Origin of the sequence: Devosia sp. (assembly GCF_028290625.1) — a bacterium.
Taxonomy (GTDB): Bacteria; Pseudomonadota; Alphaproteobacteria; order Rhizobiales; family Devosiaceae; genus Devosia.
The window spans coordinates 119,933-133,403 of the sequence record NZ_JAQGJM010000038.1; the positions used below are offsets into that span (position 1 = coordinate 119,933).

The 13,471-nt window shown below is 62.6% G+C and carries 16 protein-coding genes; 4 read left to right on the plus strand and 12 right to left on the minus strand.

Features of this window, described 5'->3' with window-relative positions:
- The first annotated feature begins 65 nt into the window (after window positions 1-65).
- Both JWR51_RS21580 and JWR51_RS21585 read left to right on the plus strand, forming a co-directional pair.
- Entirely contained in the window at window positions 66-1,592 is a 1,527-nt protein-coding gene (locus tag JWR51_RS21580; protein ID WP_299752612.1) for an MDR family MFS transporter, read from the plus strand.
- A gap of 58 nt (window positions 1,593-1,650) precedes the next feature.
- On the plus strand, window positions 1,651-2,676 hold the full coding sequence (locus JWR51_RS21585) for a Gfo/Idh/MocA family oxidoreductase (RefSeq protein ID WP_299752615.1): 1,026 nt from the start codon (window positions 1,651-1,653) through the stop codon (window positions 2,674-2,676).
- Between the two features lie 165 nt (window positions 2,677-2,841).
- On the opposite strand, the gene JWR51_RS21590 is transcribed toward JWR51_RS21585, so the two are convergent.
- From JWR51_RS21590 to JWR51_RS21615, 6 genes are all read right to left on the minus strand, one after another.
- Entirely contained in the window at window positions 2,842-3,297 is a 456-nt protein-coding gene (locus JWR51_RS21590) for a MerR family transcriptional regulator (RefSeq protein ID WP_299727832.1), read from the minus strand.
- A 124-nt stretch (window positions 3,298-3,421) separates the two neighbouring features.
- Window positions 3,422-3,733: an integration host factor subunit alpha gene (locus JWR51_RS21595; RefSeq protein ID WP_299727806.1), complete on the minus strand. Its 312-nt coding sequence runs from the start codon at window positions 3,731-3,733 to the stop codon at window positions 3,422-3,424.
- 249 nt (window positions 3,734-3,982) lie between these two features.
- Window positions 3,983-4,960 (minus strand): beta-ketoacyl-ACP synthase III, encoded by a 978-nt coding sequence (locus JWR51_RS21600; RefSeq protein ID WP_299752618.1) that lies wholly within the window; start codon window positions 4,958-4,960, stop codon window positions 3,983-3,985.
- Window positions 4,957-6,024: a phosphate acyltransferase PlsX gene (plsX, locus tag JWR51_RS21605; RefSeq protein ID WP_299752621.1), complete on the minus strand. Its 1,068-nt coding sequence runs from the start codon at window positions 6,022-6,024 to the stop codon at window positions 4,957-4,959. The genes JWR51_RS21600 and plsX overlap by 4 nt, the downstream gene beginning before the upstream one ends.
- 166 nt (window positions 6,025-6,190) lie before the next feature.
- Window positions 6,191-6,751, minus strand: a complete 561-nt coding sequence (locus tag JWR51_RS21610; protein ID WP_299752624.1) for a DUF177 domain-containing protein — start codon at window positions 6,749-6,751, stop codon at window positions 6,191-6,193.
- Window positions 6,748-7,275 (minus strand): ubiquinol-cytochrome C chaperone family protein, encoded by a 528-nt coding sequence (locus JWR51_RS21615; protein ID WP_299752627.1) that lies wholly within the window; start codon window positions 7,273-7,275, stop codon window positions 6,748-6,750. Before JWR51_RS21615 ends, JWR51_RS21610 begins: the two co-directional genes overlap by 4 nt.
- 156 nt (window positions 7,276-7,431) lie before the next feature.
- On the opposite strand from JWR51_RS21615, the gene bamE reads away from it, so the two are divergent.
- On the plus strand, window positions 7,432-7,881 hold the full coding sequence (gene bamE, locus JWR51_RS21620; protein ID WP_299752630.1) for an outer membrane protein assembly factor BamE: 450 nt from the start codon (window positions 7,432-7,434) through the stop codon (window positions 7,879-7,881).
- Window positions 7,882-8,080: 199 nt separating this feature from the next.
- Here bamE and nusB read toward each other — a convergent pair whose 3' ends face one another.
- From nusB to glyA, 4 genes are all read right to left on the minus strand, one after another.
- Window positions 8,081-8,575 (minus strand): transcription antitermination factor NusB, encoded by a 495-nt coding sequence (nusB, locus tag JWR51_RS21625; RefSeq protein WP_299752633.1) that lies wholly within the window; start codon window positions 8,573-8,575, stop codon window positions 8,081-8,083.
- 58 nt (window positions 8,576-8,633) lie between these two features.
- A complete protein-coding gene (locus tag JWR51_RS21630; protein WP_299752636.1) occupies window positions 8,634-9,107 on the minus strand; it encodes a 6,7-dimethyl-8-ribityllumazine synthase in 474 nt (157 codons plus the stop codon).
- Window positions 9,108-9,211: 104 nt separating this feature from the next.
- Entirely contained in the window at window positions 9,212-9,691 is a 480-nt protein-coding gene (gene nrdR / locus JWR51_RS21635) for a transcriptional regulator NrdR (RefSeq protein WP_299752639.1), read from the minus strand.
- Between the two features lie 8 nt (window positions 9,692-9,699).
- Window positions 9,700-11,004, minus strand: coding sequence for a serine hydroxymethyltransferase (gene glyA / locus JWR51_RS21640; protein WP_299752641.1), 1,305 nt, complete (start codon window positions 11,002-11,004; stop codon window positions 9,700-9,702).
- A 197-nt stretch (window positions 11,005-11,201) separates the two neighbouring features.
- On the opposite strand from glyA, the gene JWR51_RS21645 reads away from it, so the two are divergent.
- Window positions 11,202-11,648 carry a BA14K family protein gene (locus JWR51_RS21645; protein WP_299752645.1) on the plus strand — a complete coding sequence of 149 codons (447 nt, stop codon included), beginning with the start codon at window positions 11,202-11,204 and terminating at the stop codon, window positions 11,646-11,648.
- A 58-nt stretch (window positions 11,649-11,706) separates the two neighbouring features.
- Here the strand turns inward: JWR51_RS21645 and JWR51_RS21650 are convergent, their stop codons facing one another.
- Together JWR51_RS21650 and JWR51_RS21655 are read right to left on the minus strand one after the other, a co-directional pair.
- Window positions 11,707-11,910, minus strand: coding sequence for a hypothetical protein (locus JWR51_RS21650; protein WP_299752648.1), 204 nt, complete (start codon window positions 11,908-11,910; stop codon window positions 11,707-11,709).
- A gap of 101 nt (window positions 11,911-12,011) precedes the next feature.
- Window positions 12,012-13,217, minus strand: a complete 1,206-nt coding sequence (locus JWR51_RS21655) for a L,D-transpeptidase family protein (protein ID WP_299752651.1) — start codon at window positions 13,215-13,217, stop codon at window positions 12,012-12,014.
- Window positions 13,218-13,471: the final 254 nt, after the last annotated feature.

Consider the following 13,471-nt stretch of genomic DNA (forward strand, 5'->3'; position numbering starts at 1 on the left):
TGACATTGACATATATATGCTAATGTCACATGTTTCGCACCATTCCGCGATATATGGTGATCGTTATGACGGACGTCAGTCCTTTTTCCAATTTGTCTCATCGCCACAAGATGGTGATTTATACCGCCCTGCTGATCGGCATGTTCATGGCGGTGCTCGATATGCAGATCGTCGCCACGGCTCTGCCGACCATTGCGGCGGACCTGGGCAATCTCGATCTGTTCAGTTGGGTGGGCGCTGCCTATCTGCTGACGACTGCGGCGGTGATGCCGTTCTACGGCAAGCTGGGCGACCTGTTCGGGCGCAAACAGGTGTTCATGACGGCAATCGTGCTGTTTGTGATCGGCTCGCTGGCCTGCGGGCTGGCCTGGTCGATGCAGAGCCTGATCGCGGCGCGCGTGCTGCAGGCGCTGGGTGGCGGCGGCCTGATGATCACGGCGTTTGGCGTACTGGCTGACCTGTTCGAGCCGCGCGAGCGGGCGAAATACCAGGGCTATAGCTCGGCGGTGTTCACGGCGGCCAGCATTGTGGGGCCGGCGGCGGGCGGGGTGATCAGCCAGTCGATAGGCTGGGAGTATATCTTTCTGATCAACCTGCCGGTCGGCATCGTGGTCATCCTCATCCTGGCGTTCGGCATGCCGAGCATCAAGACCGGGCGGCGGCCGAGCATCGACTATATCGGCGGGCTGCTGTTGGCCGGTGCGGTGACGGCAACGGTGTTCTGGGCCGAAGAGGCGATGGGCGGCGGTTATGGCGGGGCCTTGCTGTATATCCTGCCGGCGCTGGCGATCCTGGCGGCCGTGGGCTTCGTGCTGGTGGAACGGCGGGCGGTCGAGCCGATCCTGCCGCTGCGGCTGCTGACCAACCGGACCATTGCGCTGTCACTGCTGATGTCGATCGTGGCGGGCGTGGCGACACTGGGCATGCTCAACTATTTTGCACTGTTCCTGCAGACCGTGACAGGGCTGCCGCCGGCGTATGCCGGGCTGCTGTTCCTGCCCTCGTCAGTGGGCACCTTGGTGGGCTCGATCTGGACTGGCTACATGATGGCCCGGACCGGGCGGTACAAGGCCTATCCGATGCTGTCTATGGGGCTAGGCGTGGTGGTGATGGTGCTGTTCGCGCAGGTCAATGCGGCGACGCCATTGTGGGCCATTGGCGTGCTGATGTTCTTCTTCTCGGTCAGCATCGGGCTACAGATGCAGACACTGATGGCGGCCGTGCAGGCGGCGGCGCCACGCTCCGACGTGGGCGCGGCGACCGGCGCGGTCGGGCTGGCGCGAATGATCGGGGCATCGCTGGGGCTGGCCGCCAATGGTGGGCTGCTGACGGCGGGGCTGCTACGTGGGCAGGGCACGATCAGCGAGGCGACGCTGGCCACGATGCCGGCGCCGATGACGGAAATGACACCGGCGGCGATTGCGACCCTGCCAGCGGCGGCGGCGCAGGAGGTGGTGCAGGTGTTCGGATCGGCGTTCGCCGGCGTGTTCTACTTCGCCGCAGGCCTGTTCGCGGTTGGCTTGATGCTGTCGCTGCTGTTGCAGGATGTGAAGCTGCCGTCGCGAGCACCGGCCCCGGTCGCGGGCGAATAGCGTTCTTGACCACTGGCCGGCAATTGTGTCCCCTGCTCGATGAGCGGGGGACTTTTTTATGACCAGAGTTGGCGTTATCGGCTGCGGCTTTTTTGCCGGCAATCACCTGAACGCGTGGAAGCAATTGGCGAGCGAGGGTGTCGAATTGGTCGCGGTGTGCGACATGGACGCGAGCAAGGCGCGGGCGGCGGCCGAGGCATTCGGCATTGCGGGCGTCTATAGCGACGCTGCGGCGATGCTGGCGGCTGAGAAACTCGATCTGGTCGATATCGTGACGCAGGTGCGCTCACATCGGCCGCTGGTGGAGCTGTGCCTCAATGCGGGTGTACCGACCATTGTGCAGAAGCCGTTTGGGCTGAGCCTCGACGATTGCGTAGCGATGCGGGACCTGTCCGAGCGGCTGGGCGTGCCGCTGGCGGTGCACGAGAATTTCCGGTTCCAGGCGCCGTTGCAACTGGCCAAGGAGATTCTCCATAGCGGGGAGATCGGGGAGGCGAACTGGGCGCGGATCAATTTCCGGACGGCCCACGATATCTATACCGGGCAGCCATATCTGCGGACCGAACAGAAGCTGGTGATCAACGACCTGGGGGTACATGTGCTGGATGTGGCGCGGTTTTTCCTGGGCGAGGCCAAGCACATCTCGGCAGAGACGCAGCATCGGCGTCCGGACATCGCGGGCGAGGATACGGCCACCATGCTGGTGCGGCACGAGTCGGGGGCGGTTTCGGTGGCGGAATGTACCTATGATGCGCGGCGGCTGCCGGACCTGTTTCCGCAGGTGCTGCTGGAGCTGGAGGGCACGCGCGGCTCGGTAGTGGTGAAGGCGGATTATGAGGTGGTGGTGACCGCAAATGGGGCGGCGCGCACGATCATGGCGGAGCCGGATGTTCAGCCGTGGATGCGGCAGCCGTGGAATGTGGTGCAGGACAGCGTGGTGGCGACCTGCGCGCATATCCTGCAGGCGTACCGGGCGGGCGAGATGCCGGGCGTGTCTGCGGCGGATAATGTGAAGACGATTGCGCTGTGCGAGGCGGCGTATGAGGCGGCGGAGCGCGGCGTGGCGGTGGTGCCGAGGGGGTAGAACCCCCTCACCCTGCTCGCTCCGCTGAACGCGTCGCAAGCTGTCCCTCTCCCGCAAGGGGCGAGGGGTGACGACTGCGATCTCCCAGGTCATCCCCTTCTCCCCTTGCGGGAGAAGGTGGCCGAAGGCCGGATGAGGGGTGCTGAGCGAGCGGAGCCCCTGCCCTCAGGTCTCCCGCGCCCGCTCCAATATCCGCTTGCACTCGAGCAGTTCGCGCAACACTTCGGAGAGTTTGTTGCGGCTGTCCTGGTCGAGGCTGGGATTGGCGAGCATGACGGCTTCTTCGAGTTCCGCCTCGTCGCTGGCGGCCTCGGCGGCTTCGAGGAGTGGGAGGATTTCGTCGATGGACTTGCCCTCGCCGACGGCGATGACGTAGCGGCTGCCCTGGTCCTTGAGGATGCGCTGCACACCCTTGATGGTGAAACCCTGATCGTAGAGCAGATGGCGGATGCCGCGCAGAAGCAGCACGTCCTCGGGGCGGTAATAGCGCCGGCCGCCGCCGCGCTTGAGCGGCTTGATGGTGGCGAAGCGGGTTTCCCAGAAGCGCAGCACGTGCTGCGGCAATTCAAGCTCGTCGGCGGCCTCAGAAATGGTCCGGAACGCGTCGGGGGACTTTTCCACGCCAGTCATGCGCCCGGCCCCAGGCGCGTCCGACAGCGAAGCGGCGACTGCGGCCGCACCTGCTTGTATCGTTCACGCGAAAAACCAGCTTCCACTTTTTCGCACGAGGCTCCGGGAGAAGGTCTTATTTTCCAGTACGAACCATAGATTTGTTGATCTTGGATTTCAACACGTTGCTAGGTTTGAACACAAGAACCTGCCGCGGCAGGATGGGAACTTCCTCGCCAGTCTTGGGATTGCGGCCAATTCGCTCGTTCTTGGAGCGCACCTGGAAGGAGCCGAAAGAGGAAAGCTTGACGTTGCTGCCATCGATCAGGGCCTCCCCGATCAGTTCGAGCACCCGCTCAACCAGTTCGGCCGATTCGGTTCGCGACAGTCCGACGGACCCGTAGACCGCCTCGGCTAGATCAGCACGCGTCACCGTTTTCTGCGTCATAGACACCCCCGTGTTGCGCAAAGGGCCTAAAATCCCGTCGCAGGGCGACCCTCTCGCACCTCCGACACATTGAATGCCCCAGCCGATTCCCCTAAGAATCGGACTGCGACTGCAGGGATTTTTCCCCAATCTACCGTGCCCGGACCGACTGCAACGCGCCACATGGCGCGTCGTTCCAGCCCGGTTCCTCCACTCGGAATTGACACTAACGCCTTGAAACACCAGAGGTCAATCTGGTGAAGCGCACGATTACCAGCGGATCAGCGAGGCGGCCCAGGTGAAGCCGCCGCCCATGGCTTCCAGCATCACCAGATCGCCCGGCTTGATGCGGCCATCGGTGAAGGCCTCGTTGAGAGCCAGCGGCACGGAGGCCGCGGAGGTATTGGCGTGGCGGTCGACGGTGACCACGACCTTTTCGGGGGGAATGTGGAGCTTGTGCCCTGCCCCGTCGATAATACGCTTATTGGCCTGGTGCGGGATGAACCAGTCGAGATCGTCGACCCCATAGCCGGTGGTTTCGAAGACCGAGTTGACTACATCGGTGATCATGCCGACGGCGTGGCGGAAGACTTCTTTGCCTTCCATATGCACGTAGCCCATGCCGAGCGTCGTGGATGGGCCGCCCTTGGTGTAGAGCTTGTCCCAGTAATGGCCGTCCGAGCGCAGGCTGGAGGCCAGGACGCCGCGTTCGGGAGCGTCGTCGCCCACGTGTTCGACTTCCATCACTACGGCACCGGCGCCATCGCCAAACAGCACGCAGGTGGTGCGATCGTTCCAGTCAAGCAGGCGCGAAAAGGTTTCGGCGCCAATGACCAGGGCGCGCTTGGCGAGGCCGTTCTTAAGATAGCTATCGGCGGTGGCGACGGCGAAGACGAAGCCGGAGCAGACGGCCTGCAGATCGAAGGCCGCACCGTGATGCATGCCCAGCTTGCGCTGCACGATCGCGGCGGTGGAAGGGAATGTGTAATCGGGCGTCGTTGTGGCGACGATGATCAGGTCAATATCGGCCGGGGTGAGGCCCGCGCGCTCGAGCGCCTGCTGGGCCGCCGCAAGGGCGAGATCGGAGGTAAACTCGCCATCGGCGGCCAGATAGCGCTGCTTGATGCCGGTGCGCTGCTGGATCCACTCGTCGGAGGTTTCGACGCGCTGAGCCAGCTCGTCATTGGTGACGCGATTGGCGGGCAAATAGCCGCCGACACCGCGGATGATGGAACGCGTCTGAGTCACGCACTGGCCTCGGGTTCGGGTGTGGGCAGATCCGTCACTGCGCTGACGGGGAAGCGCTGCATGCCTTCGCCGATCTTGTCGATCAGGTGGCTGCGGGCCATTTCATAACCAAGGCCCAGCGCGCTCTTGAAGCCGACTTCGTCGGTGCCGCCATGGGATTTGATGACGATGCCGTTGAGCCCCATGAAGACGCCGCCATTGACGGTGCGCGGGTCCATCTTGCGGCGTAGAGCGTTGAGCGCGGAGGTGGCAAGGAGCGCGCCGAGCTTGCTCAGCCAGTTGGCGCTGAGGGCGCTGCGCAGGTAGGACGCGACCTGGCGGGCGGTGCCTTCGGCGGTCTTGAGCGCGACATTGCCGACAAAGCCTTCGGTGACGATGACGTCGACGGTACCCTTGCCGATGTCGTCGCCTTCGACAAAGCCGTGATAGGTGAAACCGGCGCCGCTGGCCGCGGCGAGAATTCGGCCGGCCTCCTTGATCGACTCGAGGCCCTTGACCTCTTCGGTGCCGACATTGAGCAGGCCGATAGTGGGGGAATCCTGGTCGAACAGGGCGCGGGCGAGCGCCGAACCCAGAATGGCGTAATCGACCAATTGGCGGGCGTCGGCGCCGATGGTGGCGCCCATGTCGAGCACGATGATGTCACTGCGCAGCGTCGGCCAGATGGCAGCGATGCCGGGGCGGGAAATGCCCTTCATGGGGCGCAGGCAGAAGGTGGACATTGCCATCAGCGCGCCGGTATTGCCGCCCGAGACCGCGACATCCGCCTCGCCGTCCTTGACGGCCTGGATGGACTGCCACATCGAGGAAACATTCTTGCCCTTGCGCAGGGCCTGGCTGGGCTTTTCGTCCGAAGCGATGACCATCTCGCAATGGCGCACGATGGAATGGGCCTTGAGCGCGGGAAATTCATCGAGCAGCGGAGTAATCAGCTCCTGCCGCCCGTGGAAAATAAAAGACGTGTTCTTGCGTTCCTTCAGCGCCAGATGGGCGCCGTGGATCACCGCACGGGGGGCATTGTCGCCGCCCATGGCATCCACTGAAATTCGAATTGTGTCGGTCATTTCCGCCAATAGTCCGGCTCGCAGGGGTGCGCGAGCCTACTCTTTTGTAATCGCATCGCGGCCTGCAAACAACGAATTCCCACTGCTTTACGCGACGCTTCGGGCGCTGCCGCAACATATAACATCACCCTTTGGGCGCAACCCCCACGGAGCCACCCGATATGGATCACGCGTCGCCTGTGTCCTCGGGGGACTTGAGCGCTTTAAGACCGGCAAAGGGGCCCTCCTCCTTGTCCGCAAGATCGACGCCGATGGTGTCGAGGCTTTCGCCGGGCAGGCGCGGATAGGGATCGATGGCGAGGGCCAGCGTTTCGATCAGCAGCGCCGACAGATCGACCTCGTTGCCATCAACGTGGTCGGGAAAATCCTCGTCTTCCAGATCGACGAAAATTTCGGCGCCGGGAGCGGGATTGTGCGGCTTATCGGGGCCCTGGATGAAGAGGCGATCGACCGGCTCATCGATGTTCTGGGTAACGGGCTCGAAGGTCACCACGGAGGGTTGGACGATTTTTGCGGTCAGGCGGCCCTGGACGCGGATGCCGCCACGCAGCTTCACGGCGGTCAGGCTGGCGTGGAAGGCCTCGACGGTGGTGATCTTTAGGATATCGGCCATGGCGGCAAGCGCCTCGGCGTCGGGCGTCACCTCAAGTTCGCGGCCTGAGGCGGGGAGGCGGTCGAAGCGGATGATGGCGTCGAGAATCGGGGCGGTATCCTGATGGTGGCTCATGCGGCGGCCTCGAAGGCGATGGCGCCGTTGACGATGGTATCGGCGGATTGGGTGGCGAGCCGGGCGTCTTCGGCCAGCAGATATTCGGCGAGAGCACGGATATGGGGGCCAGAAGCGCCGTCGAAGACGTTGCGGGACAGCACGGCTTCGAGCGCGCCCAGGTCCTTGCGATCCATGGCTTCATTCAGCGCGGCGAGCAGGCCGAAGAAGATATTGCCCATCTTCTGGATCTTCTTGGGGACGGCGAGGTCCCCTGCCCCCATCTCGCGAAGGGAACGGTCCATGTCCTTGAAAAACAGGTCGAATACTGCTTGGCTGAAGTCCTTCTGGCCAGCGTTCTCGGAGCGCAGGCGGCGGAACAACAGCGCCAGATGCAGGCTGATCATATCGAAGCGGCCGGTGACGGTATCGGGCACCGACCAATCGGCGTAGAACCGAGGCTGCCGGGATTGCGCCACAATGGCACGATAGACGGCGTAAACCGGCTCGGGGGCAGTGGTCTTGCGGAACAGGGACAGGATCATGGATTGCGCTCGGCGTCTTGATCGGTCATCACACCAGCAAGTCTCTTAACTTGGCCAATGCCAGCTTGCCAGGATGGTGGGTTGGCAGCTAAACATTCCGGCGGCTGCCGCTTGTCGCCACGCCTATAGTCGAGAGCCATCGGGAAAGTCAAATTCATGCCTCTGTCTATCGTTGCCGGTCGATTTGCACCCATCGCCACCGCTGCCATGCTGGCGCTCGTTCTGGCGGGATGCGCGAGCAACATGAGCCTGGTGACCCAGCGGACCCAGGGCTATGAAATCCCCGACACCGCGCTGCAGCAAATCCGCCCCGGCCAGAGCCAGGAACTGGTGACGCTGGTGCTGGGTTCGCCCCAGACCACCAATTCGTTCGGCGACCAGACAGCATTCTATTATGTCGAGACCAAGGTTCAGGAAACCTCCTTCGGCATGAACATGATCAAGTCGCGCACCGTGCTGGCGATCTATTTCGACAAGAACAAGAAGGTCGTCGACAAGGCGGTGTATTCGCTCGCGGATGGCAAGGCGGTTACCGTGGAGACGCGGCGCACCCAGTCGTTCGGCGAGGACCGCACGTTCGTGGAGCAGATTTTGCAGAGCTTCTAAGCGAAACGTAGAAATTGAAAAAGCCCCGGGAGACCGGGGCTTTTTTTTGTTTGGGATATCGTGGCCACGCCCTCGTGGTTCGAGGCTCGCAAGAGCTCGCGCCTCACCATGAGGGCTACTTTAAGTGCAGAGTTCCCAGTAGTCCTCATGGTGAGGTGGGAGCGAAGCGACCCTCGAACCACGAGGGCGTGCCACAATGCTACTGCGTTTCGGTCATATCCGAGCCGGCTTCGCGGGCGATGGCGTCGAGGGTGGCATTGACGAGGCCGGACGCGTCGTCTTCGTAGAAGGCCTTGGCGATATCGACATATTCGGTGATGACGACGCGGGGCGGAATGTCCTTGCGACGCAGCAGCTCGAACGCCGCGGCGCGCAGGATAGCGCGCAGCGTCGCATCGACGCGCTCGACTGGCCAGCCATCTGAGAGGGCGCGATCAACAGCAGGATCGATTTCAAGCTGATGCTTGGCGACGCCGCCGACGATCTGCCGGAAGAAATCGGCATCGGCGGGCAGGTATTGCTCGCCCTCGATCTCGCGGCCGAGATGGAAGGCGCCGAACTGGGCCAGGGTGTCTTCGAGCGTGGCGCGGCCGACATCCATTTGATAGAGCGCCTGCACCGCGGCAAGGCGGGCGGCCCCGCGCTGATTGGCGGCGCGGCTGGACTGGGGATCGCGTTTGGGGGCGTCGGCCATCAATTGCGTTCCTGCGTAGCCTTGCCCAGTGGCGGGCAAGTGGTGTTCGGCGTCATGCTCATGCGTTCAATTTCAGTTTGAGGGCGGCCATGGCGAGGGCGGTCCGGGCGGCGCGGCCGCCGACATTCTTGCCGATAACGGCGGTCTGGCCGTGGGCCTCACCTTCGGTTTCGACCATGACCAAGCCATTGCCGAGCGGCATGGCATCGACCACGGACAGCTCAAGCAAGGCGCGGGTGACTTCAGGGACGACGTGGCCGACGGCGACCGTGGTGTTGCGCACGACGACGCCCAGGGCGATGAAACCGTCATAGTCGCCGGCTTCAAGCGCCATGGCGATGGCGGCCGGGATTTCGAGTACGCTGGGGACCGAGACGACATCGTAGCTGGCGCCGGCTGTTTCCAGGACTTCGCTAGCGCCCCGCAGGGCTTCGTCGGCGCGGTCGGCATCGTAGCGCGACTCGACGATCAGGAAATGCTGCTCATCGCCGGAGGCGATATCGATGGGAAAAGTCGCGCCTGCCGGGGCCATGTGTCAGTCCTTGTTGCGGAAGTCGGCGATGATCAACCCCATAGTCGCCCCCAGCAGGAACTTCAACCGAATAGGCGATCCAAAAGGGGGAGAAGCGGGCTGGATCAGTCGTCTTCGGTCGCCGGCACGCTCGGGGTTTTCGCCAGTTCGCTGAGGAACGAGCGGAAATCGTCGGCAGCGGAGAAGTTCTTGTAGACCGAGGCAAAGCGCACGAAGGCGACATCATCGAGGCCCTTGAGGCCCTCCATGACATATTCGCCGATCTGGTCGGAGGTGACTTCGACTTCGCCCAGCGATTCGAGCTGGCGGACGATGCCCGAAATCATGCGCTCGCTGCGTTCGGGATCGACGGAGCGCTTGCGCAAGGCGGTATTGACCGAACGCGCCAGCTTTTCGCGGTCGAAGGGGACCTTGCGGCCGCTCTTCTTGACCACGGTAAGGTCGCGCAGCTGCACGCGCTCGAAGGTGGTGAAGCGGCCGCCGCAGCCGGAACAGATGCGGCGGCGGCGGATGGCACCGGAATCTTCGGTGGGGCGACTGTCCTTGACCTGGGTGTCGTCGTTACCGCAATAGGGACAGCGCATTACAGTTCCTAGCTCGCGTAGATCGGGAAGCGGGCAGTGAGCGCCTTGACCTTGTCGCGCACGGCCGCTTCGACGGCGGCGTTGCCCTCGTCGGAATTGGCTTCGCGCAGCCCATCGAGCACGTCAACGATCAGATCGCCGATTTCCTGGAATTCGGCGACGCCGAAACCGCGGGTGGTGCCGGCCGGGGTGCCCAGGCGAATGCCCGAGGTGACGAAGGGCTTTTCCGGATCGAAAGGAATGCCGTTCTTGTTGCAGGTGATGAATGCACGGCCCAGACCCTGCTCGGCGCGCTTGCCGGTGGCGTTCTTGGCGCGTAGGTCGACCAGCATCAGGTGGTTGTCGGTGCCGCCGGAGACGACTTCCAGGCCATGCGACTTCAACCGCTCGGCCAGCGCCTTGGCGTTGGTCACGACCTGCTGGGCATAGGCCTTGAATTCGGGCTGCAGCGCTTCCTTGAAGGCCACGGCCTTGGCGGCGATGACGTGCATAAGCGGGCCGCCCTGCAGGCCGGGGAACACGGCGGAATTGATCTTCTTGGCCAGATCCTCGTCATTGGTGAGGATCATGCCGCCGCGCGGGCCGCGCAGGGACTTGTGGGTGGTGGTGGTGGTGACATGGGCATGGGGCACCGGCGAGGGGTGCACGCCGCCGGCCACGAGGCCTGCGATATGAGCCATGTCGACCATCAGGTAAGCGCCCACTTCATCGGCGATGGCGCGGAAGCGGGCCCAGTCCCAGAAGCGGGAATAGGCGGTGCCGCCCGCCAGAATCAGCTTCGGCTTGTGCTCGCGGGCGAGGCGCTCGACCTCTTCCATATCGAGCAGGTGATCGTCGCGGCGCACGCCGTAGGAGACGACGTTGAACCACTTGCCGCTCATGTTGACCGGCGAGCCGTGGGTCAGGTGACCGCCCGAATTGAGGTCGAGTCCCATGAAGGTATCGCCGGGCTGCAGCAGCGCCAGGAACACGGCCTGGTTCATCTGCGAGCCGGAATTGGGCTGGACGTTGGCGAACTTGGCGCCGAAGAGCTGCTTGGCGCGCTCGATGGCCAGGGTTTCGGCGACGTCAACGAACTGGCAGCCGCCATAGTAGCGTTTGCCCGGATAGCCTTCGGCATATTTGTTGGTCATGATCGAGCCCTGCGCTTCTAGCACGGCGCGGGAGACGATGTTTTCCGAGGCGATCAGCTCGATTTCATGCTGCTGGCGACCCAATTCGTTCTGGATCGCGCCCGCGATCTCGGGATCGGTCTCGGCCAGCGAGGCGCTGAAAAAGGCGGGAAACAGCGGAAGGGAATTTGCAGCGCTCATGGGCGATCTCCTGGGGCTTTCCCGAGATGTTGTGCTGGGCGTGGGGTGTTGGCGCAGCCTGTAGCACAAAGCGCGGCGCCAATCCAAGCGTCGCGGCGTGATTTCGCAGGGTTTGACGCAACCCGGAGTGCCATCTGCGCATTGCTTTGGCAGAGACTGGAATATCCGGTTGCGGGTGGGTCTTCAGGAGATACAAAATGAACGTTTTGAGCAAGGGACTTACAGCGCTGGCACTGATCAGCACGATTGCTATTTCCAGCGTCGTTCCGACGCAGGCGCAGAGCATTCAGTTCGGTTTTGGCCAACGCGACCGCGTGATCACCAGCTATTGCGACCGCAATCCGCGCGACCGCGATTGCCGCAGCTACTATGGCGGCGGCTGGCACGATTCTGATTACAACCGCTTCTATCGTTCGCGCCGCAGCGGATTGGATAGCATCGCCAGCGGCCTGTTCGGCTTTGGATTCGGCGCTATCCTGGGCAGCGCGATCGCCAATTCCAACAATAACGACCGGGTGATCGGCCGTGTTTATAACGGCGGCAGTTCCCATGTGCAGGCATGCTATGCCCGCTACAGGTCGTATGACGCCAACAGCGACACCTATATGGGTTACGATGGCTATCGTCACCGCTGCAATCTCTAGGTAGAGCAGCAGATTAATTGGAAAGCCCCGGGAAACCGGGGCTTTTTTGTTGGGCAGTCTAGAAGCGGCGCGGTTCGGGCTTGAGCGGTGCGTCGCCGAGCTTCTTGCGCAGCTTGGCCAGCGCGACCTGCTGCATCTGGGTGCGAGTGGCGACGACCGGGGTAATGACGATGACCTCGGTTCCGCTCGGCACGTGGATGGCGGCGACGCGCATCTGCTGGCCGACCTGCACGAATTCGAAAAGGACTTCTCCGTCAGTCATCTGCCCTGCCCTCCGGCTAACGGCACAATGCCCGAGTCTCGACCAAATGCGAACGCCCTCCGCGATGGGAGGGCGTTTGCGTATTCGGGGAAGCGAAAAGATCAAGCTTGCTCGAAGGTGACCTTGCCCTGCTCATCGAACTTATAGACGTCGTCGCGGAAGCTGACGGTGCCCTGCTTATTGGCCCAGGCCGTGATGTAGGTGGTGTGCAGCGGCACGCGGGCCTTGCACTCGACATCGAGGCGCTCGTTGGACTCGAACGTCTGGTCGACGCGAGCCTGATCCCAATCGCCGTTGTCGCGCAGCAGCCAATTGACCAGCTGGTTGACGCCCTCGACGCGAACACAGCCCGAAGAATGGAAGCGGGCGTTTTCGCCGAACAGTGCCTTGGTGGGCGTGTCGTGCAGATAGCAATCGTAGGGATTGAAGAAGTTGATCTTGCAATGGCCCATGGAGTTTTCGGCGCCCGGCTCCTGGCGGTACATGTAGTTTACCGCCTCGCCGATATTGGTCCAATCGATGGTTTCGGGCGAGATCTCGTTGCCCTTACCGTCGTAGATATGGATATTCTGCTTGGCGAGGTACTGCGGATCTTCCTGCATGTACTTGGTCAAGTCCTGCTGGATCAGCGACTTAGGCACGTGCCAGTAGGGGTTGAAATTGATCTGCGTGACTTTGCTGGCCATGATCGGAGTGGCGCGCTCGACGCGACCGACAACCGCGGTGTGGCGCTGCTCGACCATGCCGCCGGCAACGGCCTCGATGGTGGCAGCCGGAATGTTGACCACGACATAGCGGTCGGTCAGGTTGGCGGCCATGGTCTGAACGCGCTGGGCGTTCAGGTAAAGCTGGTTGAGGCGGGTCTGGGCCGGCACGTTCATGGCGTACCAGGTCGGCTCATCGACCAGACCATTGACGATGAGACCGTGGCGCGCCTGGAAGGCACGCACGCCAGCGTCGGCGCTTTGGTCAAACGTCTCGCTGACATTGTCGACAAATGGCATGTCGCCAGACTGAATGAGGCGACGCTTGAGCTGGATCGCAGCTTTGCCGCTCTTGCCGACGCTCAGGTTGTAGGCTTCCTGGGGAATTTCTTCCCAGCCGCCATTGGCGACGAAAGGTTCGTACTGCGAAATCGCCAGCTGCAAATTGTAGGCGGTATCGAAGGACAGGATCGGCTCATTGGTCTCGATCAAGGCCTGTGCCGCGCTGGTATTGCCAGCTTGGTCGACTTCGCGCAGCACACGGTTGCGGCCGAACATATCGAGAATTGATTCTTGGGCGCGGGCGCCAGCCGGCAGAGCCACAGATGCCCCCGCCAAAGCCATGGAGCGGAGGAGAGTACGTCGATTGAGCCGCATTAAATCACCCGAATTGCCTAGCCGCGAAGCTGTCAGTTTTTACCATTGCGTCCCGCCGGTCACAATGTCGGTCAACCGACTGTGAACCCGTAAAGGTTTTGTGAACCAAGATTATGCGGGAAATGGTTTCAAACCACTCAACGTCCTCTCTTATGGTGATTTGCGGCAGGAATGTGAAAACGCCAGCGCGAAGCTGGCGT

Bases quoted from the DNA above. Each gene is read 5' to 3' on its own strand.
- JWR51_RS21580 (WP_299752612.1), top strand. From the start codon at position 66: ATGACGGACGTCAGTCCTTTTTCCAATTTGTCTCATCGCCACAAGATG.
- JWR51_RS21585 (WP_299752615.1), top strand. From the start codon at position 1,651: ATGACCAGAGTTGGCGTTATCGGCTGCGGCTTTTTTGCCGGCAATCAC.
- JWR51_RS21595 (WP_299727806.1), bottom strand. From the start codon at position 3,733: ATGACGCAGAAAACGGTGACGCGTGCTGATCTAGCCGAGGCGGTCTAC.
- plsX (WP_299752621.1), bottom strand. From the start codon at position 6,024: ATGACCGACACAATTCGAATTTCAGTGGATGCCATGGGCGGCGACAAT.
- JWR51_RS21610 (WP_299752624.1), bottom strand. From the start codon at position 6,751: ATGAGCCACCATCAGGATACCGCCCCGATTCTCGACGCCATCATCCGC.
- JWR51_RS21615 (WP_299752627.1), bottom strand. From the start codon at position 7,275: ATGATCCTGTCCCTGTTCCGCAAGACCACTGCCCCCGAGCCGGTTTAC.
- bamE (WP_299752630.1), top strand. From the start codon at position 7,432: ATGCCTCTGTCTATCGTTGCCGGTCGATTTGCACCCATCGCCACCGCT.
- nusB (WP_299752633.1), bottom strand. From the start codon at position 8,575: ATGGCCGACGCCCCCAAACGCGATCCCCAGTCCAGCCGCGCCGCCAAT.
- JWR51_RS21630 (WP_299752636.1), bottom strand. From the start codon at position 9,107: ATGGCCCCGGCAGGCGCGACTTTTCCCATCGATATCGCCTCCGGCGAT.
- nrdR (WP_299752639.1), bottom strand. From the start codon at position 9,691: ATGCGCTGTCCCTATTGCGGTAACGACGACACCCAGGTCAAGGACAGT.
- glyA (WP_299752641.1), bottom strand. From the start codon at position 11,004: ATGAGCGCTGCAAATTCCCTTCCGCTGTTTCCCGCCTTTTTCAGCGCC.
- JWR51_RS21645 (WP_299752645.1), top strand. From the start codon at position 11,202: ATGAACGTTTTGAGCAAGGGACTTACAGCGCTGGCACTGATCAGCACG.
- JWR51_RS21650 (WP_299752648.1), bottom strand. From the start codon at position 11,910: ATGACTGACGGAGAAGTCCTTTTCGAATTCGTGCAGGTCGGCCAGCAG.